Origin of the sequence: Rhodococcus sp. YH1 (genome assembly GCF_009939605.1) — a bacterium.
In the GTDB taxonomy this organism is placed as follows: Bacteria; Actinomycetota; Actinomycetes; order Mycobacteriales; family Mycobacteriaceae; genus Rhodococcus; species Rhodococcus aetherivorans.
Genome location: NZ_WVTE01000246.1, coordinates 21,287 through 37,921 on the forward strand (window position 1 = coordinate 21,287; position 16,635 = coordinate 37,921).

10 protein-coding genes are annotated in these 16,635 nt (G+C 73.1%); 9 read left to right on the forward strand and 1 reads right to left on the reverse strand.

What is annotated here, in order from left to right; genetic code table 11:
* The first annotated feature begins 10 nt into the window (after positions 1–10).
* From AIIKEEIJ_RS23560 to AIIKEEIJ_RS23600, 9 genes are all read left to right on the forward strand, one after another.
* Positions 11–9,283, forward strand: coding sequence for a non-ribosomal peptide synthetase (locus AIIKEEIJ_RS23560; RefSeq protein ID WP_161996685.1), 9,273 nt, complete (start codon positions 11–13; stop codon positions 9,281–9,283).
* A 4-nt stretch (positions 9,284–9,287) separates the two neighbouring features.
* Positions 9,288–9,527, forward strand: coding sequence for a phosphopantetheine-binding protein (locus tag AIIKEEIJ_RS23565; protein WP_161996686.1), 240 nt, complete (start codon positions 9,288–9,290; stop codon positions 9,525–9,527).
* Between the two features lie 7 nt (positions 9,528–9,534).
* A complete protein-coding gene (gene entS, locus AIIKEEIJ_RS23570; RefSeq protein WP_050034619.1) occupies positions 9,535–10,785 on the forward strand; it encodes an enterobactin transporter EntS in 1,251 nt (416 codons plus the stop codon).
* 271 nt (positions 10,786–11,056) lie between these two features.
* Complete coding sequence (locus AIIKEEIJ_RS23575) at positions 11,057–11,797, forward strand: methyltransferase domain-containing protein (RefSeq protein WP_238406548.1); 741 nt, start codon at positions 11,057–11,059, stop codon at positions 11,795–11,797.
* A gap of 110 nt (positions 11,798–11,907) precedes the next feature.
* Positions 11,908–12,339, forward strand: coding sequence for an SRPBCC domain-containing protein (locus tag AIIKEEIJ_RS23580; protein ID WP_006931928.1), 432 nt, complete (start codon positions 11,908–11,910; stop codon positions 12,337–12,339).
* On the forward strand, positions 12,336–12,659 hold the full coding sequence (locus AIIKEEIJ_RS23585) for an ArsR/SmtB family transcription factor (protein WP_006931930.1): 324 nt from the start codon (positions 12,336–12,338) through the stop codon (positions 12,657–12,659). Before AIIKEEIJ_RS23580 ends, AIIKEEIJ_RS23585 begins: the two co-directional genes overlap by 4 nt.
* 193 nt (positions 12,660–12,852) lie before the next feature.
* Positions 12,853–14,418: an alpha/beta hydrolase gene (locus AIIKEEIJ_RS23590; protein ID WP_161996687.1), complete on the forward strand. Its 1,566-nt coding sequence runs from the start codon at positions 12,853–12,855 to the stop codon at positions 14,416–14,418.
* A gap of 184 nt (positions 14,419–14,602) precedes the next feature.
* Positions 14,603–14,824: a hypothetical protein gene (locus AIIKEEIJ_RS23595; protein WP_006931934.1), complete on the forward strand. Its 222-nt coding sequence runs from the start codon at positions 14,603–14,605 to the stop codon at positions 14,822–14,824.
* 178 nt (positions 14,825–15,002) lie between these two features.
* Complete coding sequence (locus AIIKEEIJ_RS23600; protein WP_081636925.1) at positions 15,003–15,695, forward strand: GTP pyrophosphokinase; 693 nt, start codon at positions 15,003–15,005, stop codon at positions 15,693–15,695.
* 148 nt (positions 15,696–15,843) lie between these two features.
* On the opposite strand, the gene AIIKEEIJ_RS23605 is transcribed toward AIIKEEIJ_RS23600, so the two are convergent.
* Positions 15,844–16,635: SIP domain-containing protein (locus tag AIIKEEIJ_RS23605; RefSeq protein ID WP_161996688.1), on the reverse strand; the 792-nt coding region annotated here is incomplete at its 5' end.

A 16,635-nucleotide genomic window follows, 5' to 3' on the forward strand; every position in this document is an offset into this window, starting at 1 on the left:
TTAGGCAGATATGACCCGCACCTCCGCGCTCGAAGACATCGTTCCCCTCTCGCCGCTGCAGCAAGGCCTGCTCTACCTCAGCACCGTCGCCGCGCCCGACGACACCGCCCGTGCCGCCGGAGCCGTCGAACCGGACGCCTACACCGTGCAGTCCGTGCTGCGCCTGACCGGGCGGGTGGACGAGGACACCCTGCGGACCTCCGCGCAGGCGCTGCTGGACCGGCACCCCGCCCTGCGCACGTGCTTCCGCCCCCGCAAGGACGGCCGCACCGCCGGCCTCGTCGTGCGCGGCACCGAAGCCCCCTGGCGCAGCGTCGATCTGACCGGTCTCGAGCCGGACGTCGCGGAGCGTCACCTCGCGGACCTGCTCGCCGAGGATCTACGCGACTGGTTCGACCTCACGCGGCCGCCGCTGATCCGCTGGCTGTTCGTGCGATTCGGGCCGGACGACGTGCGGCTCGTGCTCACCGCCCACCACATCGTCGTGGACGGCTGGTCCACCCCGATCCTGGTGCGCGAACTCCTCGAGATCTACGCCGCGGGCGGTGCCGCCACCGGCCTGCTTCCGGTCCGGCCCTACCGCGACTACCTCGCGTGGCTCGGCAGGCAGGACCACGACGCCGCCCGCGCGTTGTGGCGCGAATCCCTCGACGGACTCACCGAACCGAGCCTCGTCGCCCCGCCCGGCGCCACCCGGGCCACGACGCCGACCGCCGCCGTCGCCGTCGAGGTGCCGGCCGGACTCGGCGACCGGCTCACCGGCCTGGCCCGCGACGCCGGCGTCACCCTCAACACCGTCCTGCAGACCGGGTGGGCGCTGCTGCTGTCCGGGCTGCTCGGCCGCGATGACGTCGTCTTCGGCGCCACCGTCTCCGGGCGACCGCCGGAACTGGCCGGCGTCGAATCCATGGTCGGGTTGTTCATCAACACCGTGCCCGTGCGGGTGCGCCTGGATCCCCGCGCCACCGTCACCGAGCTGCTGCGGCGCGTGCAGCTGGCGCAGTCCCGCACCGTCGACCACCAGTACCTCGGCCTCGCCGAGGTACAGCGCGACGTGGGACTGGGGGAGCTGTTCGACACCCTCACCGTCTTCGAGAGCTATCCCGTGGACCGCGACGCGCTCGACCGTGCCCAGCGCGCCGGCGGGGTCACGATCGCCGCCGTCGAGGGCCGCGACGCCACCAACTATCCGCTCGTGCTCACCGCGGGCGTCGCCGACACCCTCGTCATGACCCTCGACTACCGGCCCGGCCTGTTCACCGCGGACGACGCCGCCGCCCTCGCCGGCCGCCTCGTCCACATCCTCGGCGCCCTCGCCGCCGCGCCGGACCGCCCGGCCGCCGCGCTGGACCTGCTCACCGGCACCGAACGCGACCGCGTCCTCGGCACGTGGTCCGTCGCGCCGGCCGCGCCCTCGGACGGCACCGTCGCGGCGCTGCCCGCCTCGGCGGGGCCGGAAACCCTCGCGGTGGTGTGCGGCGCCGAGGAGCGCACCTTCGCGGAGCTCGGGGCGAACTCGGCGCGGCTCGCGCGCCTGCTGATCGGGCTCGGTGTCGGACCCGACGTGCTCGTGGGCCTGGCCCTGCCACGCTCCGCCGCCACCGTGGAGGCCGTCCTCGCGGTGCTCTCCGCCGGGGGTGCCTACCTGCCGCTCGACCGGTCGTACCCGGCGGAGCGGTTGGCGCACATGGTCGCCGACGCCCGCCCCGGTGTCGTGCTCGCCACCCGTGCCGTCGCCGACGAACTCGGAGCGACCCTCACCGGCAGCGGCGCGCGCCTCGTCGTGCTCGACGACCCGGACCTGCGCGCCCGGCTCGCCGCGCTGCCCGCCGCCGCGGTGGCCGACGCCGATCGTCTCCGCCCGCTCCGCCCCGGTCACGCCGCGTACGTCGTCTACACCTCCGGCTCCACCGGCCTCCCCAAGGGTGTCACCGTCACCCACGCCAATCTCACCGATCTCGTTGCCGCGCAGCGGGAGACGATCATGCGGTCGGCGTCCGGCACGTGGCGGGTGCTGCTGACCTACCCGTTCGCCTTCGACTCGGCCGTCGCCGCCCTGACCTGGCTGCTGTCCGGGCACACCCTGCACGTGCTGCCCGACGAGCACCGCACCGACACCGCGTTCGTCGTCGACTACGTGCGGACCCACCGCATCGATCATGTCGACTGCGTGCCCGTGCTGATGAGCGGTCTGCTCGACGCCGGTCTGCTCGACGGTGACCGCCACCGGCCCGCCAAGGTGACCGTCGGCGGCGAGGCCGTCGGATCGGCGCTGTGGCGGCGCCTCGGCGCCGCGGACGGCGTCGAGGCCTACAACTGCTACGGCCCCACCGAATGCACGGTCGACGCAACCTGCTCCCGTATCGAGGGAGACACCGTGACCATCGGCGGACCGACCCCCGGCACCCGGCTGTACGTGCTGGACCGGTGGCTGCGACCGGCACCGCCCGGCGTGGCCGGGGAACTGTACGTCGCCGGCGGGGGTGTCGCCCGCAGTTACGTGGGACAACCCGGCCGGACGGGGGAGCGGTTCGTCGCCGACCCGTTCACCGGCCGGGGCGAGCGGATGTACCGCACCGGCGACGTCGTGCGGTGGTTGCCGGACCCGGTCGACACCGAACGCGGTGCCCTCGAATACGTGGGCCGCGACGACGACCAGGTCAAGATCCGCGGGTTCCGCGTCGAACTCGGCGAGATCGAGGCCGCGCTGGGTGCCGTGCCGGGGGTGCGTGCCGCCGTCGTCGTCGCGCACACCGACGCCCGCGACGTGCGCCGCCTGGTCGGCTACGTCACCGGAACGGCCGAGCCCGTGACCGTCCGCACCGCCGTCGCCGCCCACCTGCCCGAGTACCTGGTGCCCGCCGCGATCCTGCGGGTCCCGGAACTGCCGACCACCGCGAACGGCAAGGTGGACCGGAAGGCCCTGCCGGAGCCGGACTTCGGGGCGCTCGCCGGATCCGGTGCGCCACGCACCGCGACGGAGTCGGCGCTGTGCTCCGCGTTCGCGGAGGTCCTCGGCCTCGACCGCGTCGGCGTCGACGACGACTTCTTCACCCTCGGCGGCGATTCCATCGTCTCGATTCAACTGGTGTCCCGCGCTCGCGCCGCCGACGTCCGGATCACCGCGCGCCAGGTGTTCGAACTGCGCACCGTCGCCGCGCTCGCCGCGGCCTGCGAGTCCGGCACCGGTGACGAGCAGCCGGCGCGGCCCGCCGTCGCGGCCACCGGCCCGGTCCCGCTCACCCCCATCGTGCGCGAAACCCTCGACCACGGAGGGGATCTGCGGCGCTTCGCGCAAGCCCGCCTGCTGATCGCTCCGGCCGGGCTCACCGAGGCGCACCTCGTCGCGGCCGTCGACGCACTGCTGCGCACCCATCCCATGCTCCGCTCGCGCCTGACCGTCGCCGGCGGCGACGCGGACTGGGTGGTGCCCGAGGGTATTCCGGACGCGGCGACGGCGGTGCGCCGGGTCGACGCGGCAGGTCTCGACGACGCGCGGTGGCGCGCCCTGTTCGAGGCCGAACGCGACCGCGCGCTGGCGGACCTCGACCCCGCGGCCGGGCAGATGATCCGCGTGGTGCTCCTCGACGCCGGCCCCGACGCGGCGGGCCGCGTGTTCGTCGCCGTGCACCACCTCGTCGTCGACGGTGTGTCGTGGCGGATTCTCGTGCCCGACCTCGCGGCCGCCGTCGATCGGGTGCGCCGCGGCGCCGCGCCGGACCTCGAGCCGGCCGGCACCTCCTTCCGGAACTGGGCGCTCGGGCTCACCGAAGCCGCCACGTCCGATCGCATTGCGCAGTCTCTGCCGCGCTGGCAGGAGATCGCCGAGACCACCGAACCGCCGCTGGGCGCCCGCCCGCTGGATCCGGCGCGCGACACCGTCGCCACCGCGCGGTCGCGCGAGGTGCGGGTACCCGTGGCGGTCACCGAGCAGATCCTCACCACCGTGCCCGCCGCGTACCGGGCGGGCGTCGCGGATGTGCTGCTCACCGCCCTCGCGCTGGCCGTGACGTCGGTGCGCGGCGGCGACGTGCTGCGCGTGCACCTCGAGGGCCACGGCCGCGCCGAGCACGCCGTGCCCGGCGCCGACCTCACCCGCACCGTCGGCTGGTTCACCACCCTGTACCCCGCCGTGCTCGACGTGTCCGGCATCGACCCGCACGAGGCCCTCGCCGGTACCGCGGCAGCCGGAACCGCTCTGGCCCAGGTCAAGGAGTCGCTGCGGGCCCTGCCCGACGACGGCCTCGGATTCGGGCTGCTGCGCCGGCTCGCTCCCCAAGGAACGCGGCACTTCCCGGGGTACCGGGCCCCCGACGTGATGTTCAACTACCTCGGTCGGATGACGCTCGGGGAGAACGCAGGTCAGGCGTGGACCGCCGCGCCGGAGGCGGGCGCCCTCGGCGGCGCCGTCGATCCCGGCACACCCCTCGACCACGTCCTCGACGTCAACGCCGTCACCGAGGACGGCCCCCGCGGCCCCGAGATCGTCTGCGAATTCACGGCGGCGGGCGTCCTCGACGAGGAGACCGTCGCCCTCGTCGCCGGCCGGTGGGTGGAGGCGCTCGCCGCGCTGGCCCGGCACGCCGGCACCCCCGGCGCCGGCGGACCCACCCCGTCGGACCTGACCTACCGGGGGCTGGCGCTGCCCGAACTCGCCTCGCTCACCACCGAACTCGGCCCGATCGACGACGTCGTGCCGCTCACGCCGCTGCAGCGCGGCATGTTCTTCCTCGCCGGTCTCGACGACGGCACCGGCACCGACGTGTACTCGATGCAGACCGTCCTCGATCTGCGCGGCGAACTCGACCGGGACACGTTGCGGCGCAGCGTCGTCGCGCTGCTGGACCGGCACGCGACCCTGCGCACCGGATTCCGCACGACCACAGCCGGTGACCCCGTCGGCGTCGTTCTCCGGGATCCCGGCCTGCGGTGGACGGACGTCGACCTCACACACGACCCCACCCCCGTGACCGAATGTCACACCGCTTCGGTCAGATCGACGCGATATGACATTCGGCCCGTCGAGGAGCGTAGCGACGACCTCGTCGCCGCCGACCGCGCCACCCGGTTCGACGTCGCGGCCGCGCCGCTGGTGCGGTTCACCCTCGTGCGCCTCGCACCGGACCGGCACCGGCTGATCTTCGCCGCCCACCACCTGCTGCTCGACGGCTGGTCGTCGCCGCTGCTGATGCAGGAACTGTTCACCCTCTACGGCGCGGGCGCCGACCCGGCGTCGCTGCCCGGGGTCCGCCCGTTCACCGACTACCTCGCGTGGCTGGGCGACCGCGACACCGACGAGGGCTTGCGCCGCTGCACCGAGGCGCTCACCGGCGTCGAGGAACCCACGCTGCTTGCCCCGGCCGGCTCGTCGCTCGACGCCACGCTGCCCGCCGAACTCTCGGTGCCGGTGCCGGCCGGCCTGGCCGCGCGGCTGCAGCGCCGCTGCCGCGACCTCGGCGTCACCGTGAACACCGCGGTGCAGACCGCGTGGGCGGTTCTCCTCGGCGCCCGGCTCGACCGCACCGACGTGACCTTCGGCGCCGTCGTGTCCGGCCGCGTCCCGGACGTTCCCGGCGTCGAGACGATGATCGGCCTGTTCATCAACACCGTGCCCGTGCGCGTCGCGCTGCGCCCCGGCGAGCCCGCCGCCGAACTGCTCCGGCGCGTCCAGGACGAGCAGAACCGGCTCCTGGATCACCAGTACGTCGGCCTTGCCGACATCCAGCGCGCCGTCGGCCTCGGCGAACTGTTCGACACCCTCATCGTGTTCGAGAGCTACCCGATCGACACCGACGCCCTCGCCCGCGCGCAGCGCTCCGGTGGTCTCGATGTCACCGACGTCCGCGGTCACGACGCCACCAACTTCCCGCTGGTGCTGGTCGCCGCACTCGACGACGAGCTCGCCCTCACCCTCGAGTACCAGCAGGCGTTGTTCACTGCCGCCGACGCCGGCGAGCTCGGCCGGCAGCTCGTGGGCCTCCTCGACCAGCTCGCCGGGGAACAGTCGCTGCGCGTCGCCCAGCTCGACGTCCTCGGTCCGGCCGAGCGAGGGCGGCTGCCCGAACTCTCGTCGACCGCTCCGGCACCGTCGAACGGGCACCGCACCGTGGCCGACCTGCTCGCGGCGCAGATCGCCCGCACCCCGGACGCGGCGGCCGTCGTGTGCGGCGCCGTGCGGCTCACCTTCGCCCAGCTCGGCGCCGCGTCGGCACGTCTGGCACGACGGCTGATCGACGAGGGCGTCGGACCCGAGACGCTCGTGGGCCTGGCCCTGCCGCGCTCGGCGGACATGATGGTCGCGCTCTGCGCCGTGCACGCCGCCGGCGGCGCCTACGTGCCGATGGACCCGGCGTACCCCGCGGAACGCCTCGCGCACATGGTCGGCGACGCGCGGCCGCGGGTCGTGGTCACGAACGGTGCCGTGGCGCAGACGCTGCGACCGGTGCTCGGCGGGGTGCCGGTGCTCGACCTCGACGACGAGACGGTCCGTGCCGACGTCGGGGCCCGCCCGGCCGCACCCGTCGCCGACCACGAGCGCACCGCACCGCTCCGACCGGAGCACCCCGTGTACGTCATCTACACGTCCGGCTCCACCGGGTTGCCGAAGGGCGTGGCGATCACCCACGCGAACCTGCTCAACCTGTTCGACAGCCACCGCGCCGACCTGTACGTGCCCACCGTGGCGGGGGCGGGCCGGACGAGCGTGGGCGTCGGGCACGCCTGGTCGTTCGGGTTCGACGCCTCGTGGCAGCCGATGCTGTGGCTGCTCGACGGCCACGCCGTGCACGTGTTCGACGAGGACACCCTGCGCGATCCCGAGGCGATGGTCGCGTACGTCGCCGAACACGAACTCGACTTCCTCGAGGTCACCCCGTCGTTCCTCGACCGCATGGTCGCCGCCGGGCTGTTCGACGGCGGACACCGGCCCGCCACGGTCGGGTTCGGGGGCGAGGCCGTCAACCCGGCGCTGTGGCGGCGGTTGCGGGAGCTGACCGACGGACGTGCGTTCAATCTCTACGGGCCCACCGAGTGCACCGTCGACTCGCTCGTCGGACAGGTCACCGACGCCGACACCCCGTGCCTGGGCCGGGCCGTGCACGGCGCCGCCGCCTACGTCCTCGACCGGATGCTGCGCCCCGTGCCGGTCGGCGTCGCGGGTGAGCTGTACGTCGCCGGATCCGGCGTGGCCCGCGGCTACCTCGGCCGCCCCGACCTGACCGGCACCCGCTTCCTGCCCGACCCGTTCGGTCCGCCGGGAACCCGCATGTACCGCACCGGCGACGTCGTGCGCCGGGCCCCGGCCGGCGACGGCCGTGTCACCCTCGAATTCCTCGGCCGCGGCGACGACCAGGTCAAGATCCGCGGCTTCCGGGTCGAGCTCGGCGAGGTCGAGGCGGCCCTGACCGCGGTGCGCGGGGTGCGCGACGCCGTCGCCGTCGCCCACACCGACGAACGCGGCGTGCGCCGGCTCGTCGGCTACGTCGTGCCCGACGGCGACGTGGACCCGGCCGTCGTGCGGGCCGTGCTCGCCGAGCGGCTCCCGGACTACATGGTGCCGGCCGCGGTGCTCGTGCTGGCCGCATTCCCCGTCACCGCCAACGGCAAGGTGGATCGGAAGGCGCTGCCGGAGCCGGACTTCGGGGCACTCGTCGGCTCGGGTGCGCCGCGCACCGAGCGGGAGGCGGTGCTGGCGGAGGTGGCCGCCGAGGTGCTCGGCCTCGACCGGGTGGGCATCGACGACGACTTCTTCGCGCTCGGCGGTGACTCGATCGTCTCGATCCAGTTCGTCTCCCGCGCCCGGGCCGCCGGGCTCCGGCTCACGGCCCGGCAGGTGTTCGAGCTGCGCACCGTCGCGGCCCTGGCCGCGGTCGACGAGACGGACACGGCCCCGGCGGCGGTGCCCGCGGTCGCCGCGACGGGCGACGTGCCGATCACCCCGATCGTGTGGGAGGCCCTCGCGTGGGGCGGCGACCTCGCGCGGTTCTCGCAGGCGCGGTTGCTCGTCGCGCCCGTCGGCCTCACCGTGGACACGCTCGGGAAGGCCGTCGCGGCGCTGCTCGACACCCATCCGATGCTGCGGTCCCGGTTCGCCGTCGCCGGGGGCCGAGCCCGCTGGACCGTCCCCGAGACCGCACCGGGCATCGAGACCCTGGTGCGCCGCGTCGAGGTCGGTGAGGTCGACGACGAGCAGTGGGCGGATCGGTTCGCTGCCGAACGCGAAATCGCCTACAGGGCACTCGATCCGGAATCCGGAGTGATGGTGCAGGCGATCTTGTTCGACTTCGGGCCGCACCGCCCCGGCCGCGTGTTCATCGCCGTGCACCACCTGGTGATCGACGGTGTGTCGTGGCGCATCCTCGTGCCCGACCTCGCCGACGCCGTCGAACAGGCCGGACGCGGCGAGACCGTCGCGCTGACGTCACCCGGCACGTCCTTCCGGGCGTGGGCGACCGGCCTCGCCGAGGCCGCGCGCTCCGAGCGGATCAGGGCCTCGCTGCCCGCCTGGCAACCCGCGGTCGACGCGGTCGAACCACCCCTCGGCGTCCGGGCCCTCGACCCGGCACGCGACACGGTCTCGGCGCTGCGCTCGACGCACGTGCGGGTTCCCGTGCCGGTCACCGAGGACGTCCTCGCCTCCGGGGCCGTGAACGACGCGCTGCTCGCGGCACTCGCCGTGGCGGTCGCCTCGGTCCGCGGCGGCGACGTCGTGCGCGTCGAACTCGAGGGTCACGGCCGCGAGGAACAGGTCGTGCCCGGAGCCGACGTCGCGCGCACCGTCGGGTGGTTCACGTCGATGTTCCCGGTCGCGCTGAACCTGGCCGGTATCGATCCCGAGGACGCCCTGACCGGCGCGGCCGCCGCGCGCGAGGCCCGCGCGCGAGTCGCACACGCGCTGAACGCCGTGCCCGACAACGGCATCGGCTTCGGACTACTGCACCGCCTCGCGCCCGACCACGTCTTCGACCGCTATCGGCGGCCCCAGGTGGTGTTCAACTACCTCGGCCGGATGACGCTCGGCGAGGACACCGGCGCCCCGTGGTCGGGCGCACCCGAGGCCGTCGCGCTCGGCGGTTCCGTCGACCCGGCCACGCCGCTCGACCACGTCCTGCACGTCGACGCCGTCGTCGAGGACACCCCGGAGGGGCCCGTGCTCGACTGCGAATTCGCCGCGCCCGACGAGGTGCTCGACGAGCACACCGTCGCCGTCGTGGCCCGGCGCTGGGTCCAGGCCCTCACCGCGGCCGCCCGCATCCCCGAACCCGTTGCAACCGAGAAGGAGTGACCTCATGTCAACACAGTCCGGCATCCTGGACCGCGAGACGATCCGCACCGATATCGCACGGCTCCTCGAGATCGAGGCCGACGAACTCGACCCCGCGCTCAGCCTCGTCGACCAGGGCCTCGACTCGGTGCGTCTGATGGGGCTCGTGGAGCAGTGGCGCGGCGCCGGCGCGGATGTCGACTTCGTCTCGCTGGCCACCGAACCGCGGCTCGAGGCGTGGTACGACCTGCTCGCCCCGCGGTGACCCGGCCGTGGCCCTGATCGACAAGCTGGTCCTCGACGTCGACCCCCTGCGCACCAGCCGCGAATTCCGCTACATCTTCACCGCCCGGGTCGTGTCGCTGTTCGGCCTCGGCTTCCTCGTCGTCGCCGTGCCGCTGCAGGTGTACCGGCTCACCGGGTCCACCGCGCAGGTCGCCGCCGTGTCGGCGGTGCTCGGCGTGACCACGTTCGCCGCCACGTTCGTCGGCGGGGTGCTCGCCGACCGCTACGATCGCCGGCGCGTCATCGCCGTCGCCCGGGGCACCGCGGGCGTGGCGTTCGCGGTGCTCGCACTCAACGCATTTCTGCCCGACCCGAAGATGTGGGTCATCTATGTGGCGGCCGTGATCGACGGCGCGTGCGGCGGCATCTCCGCGACCGCCCTCATGGCCGTCACCCCCAGCCTGCTGCCGCGGGAGAAGATGGCGGCGGCCGGTGCGCTCATGGCCCTCACCGGCGACCTGGGCGCGATGGTCGGACCCGCACTCGGCGGGGTCGTCATCGCCGCCGGCGGAGTCGGGGTGGCCTACGCTCTCGCGGCATTCACCACCGCCGTGACCACGTTCTGCATCACCCGGCTGCCGTCCCTGCCGCCGACGCACGTCGCCGACGAGTCGCCGCTGCGCTCGGTGCTCAGCGGCTTCCGCTACGCGTCGGGGAACCGTGTCATCGGCGGCGTGCTCGTCTGCGGATTCGTGACGATGCTGCTTGCCGGCTGGTCGGTGCTCGTCCCCGAGTACGCCACCGAGGTGCTCGGCGCGGGACCGTCGGTGGTGGGGCTGCTCTACACCGCCCCGGCCGTCGGCGCGGTGATCGGCTCGCTCACCAGCGGCTGGACCGGCCACCTCCGCCGATCCGGGCAGGTGGTCTTCCTGCTCATGGCCGTCTCTGCCGCCGGGCTCGTCGGGGCGGGCCTCACCGCGACCGTCGCGGTGGCGCTGCTGGGCCTGGCCGCGCACGGCTTCGGCGACGCGCTCACCGACATCGTCCGGTACGCGACGGTCCAGAAACACACCCCCGACGAGTACCGGGGGCGCATCGCCGCGGTGTGGGCGGCGCAGGTCACCGCCGGTGCCTCCGTCGGCGCGGTGGTCGCGGGCGCAGTGGCGGCGCTGGTGCCGATCTCGGCGGCGCTGCCCGCGTACGGTGCCGTCGGGCTGGTGATCACCGCGCTGCTGTGGGCCACCTTGCGCACGCTGCGCCGGCTCGACGAGGGGACCTCGCTCGAGCGCGTCGCCTGAGCCCGTCCTGCCGAACGCCGCTGCGCCGGCACCCGTGTGCGGGTGCCGGCGCGGGCCGGTTCCGCTCGGTCGAACACGATCACGCCGCGGATGTTCTTGCCGCCGTGCATGTCCTCGTATGCCTCGGCGACCTGGTCGAGGGTGTAGCGGGTGGTGATCAGCGCGCATACCCCCGAGATCGTGAGCTACGCGGTCCGAAGGCTCGCACCGGCGTGAGACCCGCCTCGTCGTACCGCTGTTTCCGGACTCCGGCGAGGGGAATCCCGACGGCATGTCCACCAACGAACCGTTCGTGCCGTTCGAGCGCACGCCCGGAGAAGAGATCGATGCTGCGCACCCTTCTGCACGCTGGATGGCGAGTGACGCAGCGCAGGCCCGGGACTACGACACCTGGTTCGCCACCCCGTGGGGCGCCCACGCCTGGGCCGTGGAGCGTGGCGCGATCGATGTGGCCCTGCCGGAGGTGGCAGGCCGCACCGTGGTCGAGATCGGCTGCGGGACCGGCCGGCTCGTGTGCCATCTTGTTCACCGTGGTGCCCGTGTGATCGGTGTGGACCTGTCGGCGGGCATGCTGGCCGTCGCGGCCGCCCGGGCACCCGGCCGGGTCGTGCGCGCCGACGCCGCCCGCCTGCCGGTGCCGGACGCTGCGGCCGACGCGGCCGTCACCGTCGCGACCCTCGAGTTCACCGACGCCGCGGCGGTGCTCACCGAGATGGCCCGCATCACTCGTCCGGGCGGGCGCATCGTCGCACTCACCCTGAACCCGACCAGCCCTTGGGGGTGGCTCGATCGGCCCACCCGCCGAGCGCCGTACTCGGACGGACGCTTTGTCACGCGGCGAGAGCTGCGCCGTCTGGGCGCTCGACACGGCCGAGCCCGGGTGCAGGGCCGGTTGTTCACCGCGGCGCATCCGCGGTTCGGGCACCGGCTCGAGCCGGCGGCGGCCCTGATCGGCCGGATCGTCCCGCAGTTCGGTGCCGTCCAGGTGCTGGTCGTCGACCGGACGCGATGAGAGGTGAGTCGCCGTCGCGACAACCATATTTCTGCAACTGAGGGGTTGCAGTCGAGGAAGAAAGGTGCAACCCTGGAGTTGCACAACCCCTACCCGAACTGGAGGCGATCATGGCCCCGCTCGACATCACCCGCACCATCGACATCGCGGCACCGGCCACCAAGGTGTGGTCCGCCCTGACCGAACCCGCACTGATCGCGCAATGGTTCGGCGACAGAATCGAATTCGACGCATCGCCCGGCGGTACCGGCACGTTCGGCTGGACGGGCCATGACGCCGGACCCTTCCGGGTGCTGGTCGAACACGTGGACGAGCCGAAGACACTGATCTACCGCTGGGCACGCGACGCGAATGTGGACCCGGTACCGGGCAACTCCACGGTCGTGCGGTTCGACCTGGCCGAGATCGACGGCGGCACCCGGTTGACGATGGTGGAGACCGGCTTCGAGGAACTCGTCGACCCGCAGTCGGCCCACGACGGCAATGTCGACGGCTGGCGTGCCGAACTCGGCGATCTGGTGGAGTTCCTGGAATCCCGGTGAACGATGTGCCGAAGGGCGTTCCAGCGGTGCTCGCGGTACTGGCCGACGAGACCCGCTGGAACATCCTCACCGCGATCGGCGCCGAGGACCTGTCCGCCAGTGCGCTCGCGGGGCGGCTGCCGGTCAGTCGTCAGGCGATCGCCAAGCACCTGACCGTGCTGGCCGACGCCGGGCTCGTGGAGTCGGTTCGGGTCGGACGGGAGATCCGCTACCGGGCGGTCGGTGCCCGGCTCGGCGAACTGGCCGGCGAGCTGGAATCGATCGGACGGCAGTGGGACCGCCGGCTCGAAGCGATCAAGCGCATCGCCGAACGTCCCTAGCCGCACGGGCGGCCGGAGCGCGGCGAGGCCCGAGCGGCGACGCGCTCGGCGAGGAGGGTGGAGCGCCGTCCCGAGGGGTTGTCCATCGACACCCTCGGGGTGGTGGTGCCGGTCGCCGCCGGCACCGACCCTGTAGTGGTCCGAGGAGAGATTCGCCTCTCCGATCGAGTACCACTGGAGGGCAGGTCGATTCATGGCGGCGAGTGGAGAGCGCAGGACCCGGGACCGGGTCCTGCGGTTCGTGACCGCAACGGGAGCGGCGACGGCACTGATCGTGGGCGGGTTCACGTCTCCGGTCGGCGCGGCCGGCTTCGCCTCGGCGGCGGGGGAGATCCCGCCGGGCCTCGAGCCCTTCTACACCCAGCAGCTCCAGTGGGGCTCGTGCGACGGCTACAGCACCGACGGATCGGACCTGGCCGGGGCCGGGCTCGAGTGCGCGCGGGTGACCGTGCCGATCGATTACGAGAACCCCCAGGGCGATACCGCGCAGATCGCCCTGTCCCGATCACGGGCGACGGGGGAGAAGGTCGGGTCGCTGCTCGTCAACCCGGGTGGACCGGGAGCGTCCGGCCTCGGGATGGCCGTCGTCGGCGCCGGCACCGAGCTCGCCGAGCGGTTCGACGTCGTCGGATTCGACCCGCGCGGCATCGGTGCGTCGACACCGCAGATCGACTGCCTGACGCCCGAGGAGACCGACGCGTGGCGGCAGGACCCCGCCGTGGACATGACCCCCGAGGGGATCGCCCGGGCGGAGCAGAACCGCCGGGAGTACGCGGCGCGCTGCGCCGAACGCACGGGCACCGACGTGCTGGCGCACGTGGGCACCCGCGACGTGGTGCGGGACATGGACGTCATCCGGGCCGTTCTCGGCGACCCGAAGCTGAACTACCTCGGCTACTCCTACGGAACCCGGCTCGGTTCGGCCTACGCGGAGGCGTTTCCCGGCAACGTGCGGGCGATGGTGCTCGACGGGGCGCTCGATCCTCAGCAGGACCCGGTCGAGGAGGCGGTGCGGCAGGCCGCCGGTTTCCAGCAGGCCTTCGACGCATTCGCCACGGAGTGCGCGACCCGCGAGGACTGCCCCCTCGGCACCGATCCCGCGGTCGCAGTCGAGCGGTTCCGCTCGCTGGTCGATCCCCTGATCGATCGGCCGGCCGCGACGGAGGATCCGCGGGGGCTGAGCTACGCGAACGCGATCAGCGGCGTCATCGCGACCCTGTACTCGCCGGAGGGCTGGGAATACCTGCGGGACGGGCTGGCCGAACTGGTGCAGGGCCGGGGCGACACACTGCTGGTGCTGTCCGACATGTACGAGGGCCGGTTCGCCGACGGTTCGTACTCGAACTCTGCCGAGGCGATGGCGGCGGTGCGGTGCGTCGACGACGCCGCCGTGACCGACCCCGCCGTGGCCGGTGAACTCGACACCCGGTCCCGGCAGGCGGCCCCGTTCCTCGACGACGGCCGCGGCACCGGCAACGCGCCGCTCGGTGCGTGCGCCTTCTGGCCCGTGCCGCCGACGGGAGATCGGCACGCCGTGGAGGTCGACGGTCTGCCCCCGATCGTCGTGGTCTCCACCACCGAGGATCCGGCGACGCCGTATCAGGCGGGTGTGGACCTGGCGAAGCAACTGGACGCGGTGCTCGTCACGTACCGCGGAACCCAGCACGGCGTGGTGCTGAGCGGCCAGTGGTGCGTCGACCTGCCCGTCGCGCGTTACCTCGTCGATCTGGCTGTGCCGGAGGGGGATACGACATGCTGAGCCGGACCGGAGCCGATCCGTCGTGACAGACGTTCGGGGCGCCCGCGGTGGTCACCGCGGGCGCCCCGCGAATTCGGAGCCGAACGGCAGGGTTTCCCAAGGCTGCTGCCAGCTGCGCGGGTCAGTGTGGAGTCGTCCAACGGGCGGGGAACCACCTCGCCCCCGACGAGAGGACTGCGAAGTCGTGAAGGTTCTGAACACGAAGCTGGGCAAGGTCGCGGCGACGGGGACGATCGCGTTGGCCGCAGTGGGCGCCGGCGCCGGCGTCGCGAGCGCCGCACCCGGTTCGTCCCCGGTTCAGCAGCAGCCGGCGCCGCAGCACCAGCCGGCCCCGCAGCATCAGCAGCCCGGGCCGCAGGGGCACGGGTTCTGGCTGTTCGACCAGTGGGTGCCGCTGCCGTGGTGACGACTGCGCCCGTCCATCCCGGCTGAGGGTGCGCGGCGACCGTGCCGCTCCGGCGCGGTCGCCGCGTGCCGCCCTCACGCTCGTCACCGCGGCTCCGGGTCGGCGCCGGGCCGCACCCTCGGCCGACCTGGCAGACTCGATCGGGAAGGCGATGAGGAGACAGACGGTGACGGAAACGGTGGACGGCGCTGACGACGTGCAGCTGAGGCAACCACGAGTCGAGCCGGCGCAGCTCAACCTGGACCCGCCGCAGATCGCGCTCCAACGGGAGTTCCGCCGCGTCCTGATGGTCTACAAGTTCGGTATCGACGAGATGATGACCAAGATCAACATCCTCCGGGAGGAGTTCGGCTTCGCCCACGACCACAACCCGATCGAGCACGTCAAGTCGCGGCTGAAGACACCGGAGTCGGTCGTCGAGAAGGCCGTCCGCAAGGACCTGCCGCTCACCCTCGACGCGATCCGCGAGAACATCTACGACATCGCCGGCATCCGCATCACCTGCAGTTTCATCTCCGACGTCTACCGGATCTTCGACTTGATCACCGGGCAGCGCGACGTCCGGGTCGTCCAGGTCAAGGACTACATCGCGCATCCGAAGCCCAACGGGTACCGGAGCCTGCACGCGATCGTCGAGGTCCCCGTGTTCATGTCCGACCGGGTGCAGCCGGTGTTCGTCGAACTGCAGATCCGCACGGTCGCGATGGACTTCTGGGCCAGTCTCGAACACAAGATCTTCTACAAGTACGACAAGGCGGTGCCCGTCGGACTGCTCGACGAACTCCGGGCAGCGGCCGCGACCGCCCGCGATCTCGACGTCCGGATGGAGGCCCTGCACGACCAGGTGCACGGGCCCGACTCGTCGCCCTGACCTCCTGCGGGGCGAGCGAATGTATCGCTCGCTACCGCTGAGGAGATGGACGATACATTCGCTCGGCCCCGAGGCGGCCCCGGGGCGGCCCCGAGGCGGCCCCGGGGCGGCCCCGAGGCGGCCCAAGGCGCGCGTCGCTCGGCCCGGCTCAGGCGTCGTGCTCGGTGAAGTCCCGGTCGTGATCCGTGGTACGGCCGTACCCGGTCTCGGTCATGCCGTGCCGCCAGTAGCCGATGACGAGGGTGGACCTGCGGTCGAAGCCCGCCTCGTTCCGCAGATACCTGCGCATCCGCAGCACAGTCGCGGATTCGGCCGAGACCCACGCGAACCGCTTCAATTCGCCGTCGGGGATCGGCACGGCGGTCGCCGCGTCGGCCAGGTGTGTGGTGGTGCCCGCGGGCGCCCCGTCGCGGTGCACCCAGCGGATCTCGATGTCGGCGGGGGAGCGCAGATCCTGCCGTTCACCCTCGTCGGCGACCTCGACGACGGCGGTGCCGCGGGCGCCCTCGGGTAGGCGTTCGAGCATGCGGCCGATCGCCGGCAGCGCCGTCTCGTCGCCGACGATCAGATACCAGTCGGCCGGGGGCGCGACGATCCCGCCGCCGCCGGCCGCCGCGATGCGGTCACCCGGACGGGCCCGCTCGGCCCAGGCGCTGGCCAGCCCTTCGTCGCCGTGCCGGACGAAGTCGATGTCCATCTCGGAGGCCGCGGGATCGAGCCGCCGCACGGTGTAGGTGCGGACCTGTGCCTTGAGCGTGGGGTCGGGCCACTCGAGGCGACGGCCGCCGGTGTTGACCGGCAGGTCGAGGTCGCCGTTCTCCCACGGGAAGATCAGTTTGATGTTGGGCACGCGGGTCGGGTCGCTCGCGTAGACCTCGACCCCGCGGCCGGCGAACGTGACGCGGCGCATGCGGGGGGTGATGTCCTCGACCTTCGCGAC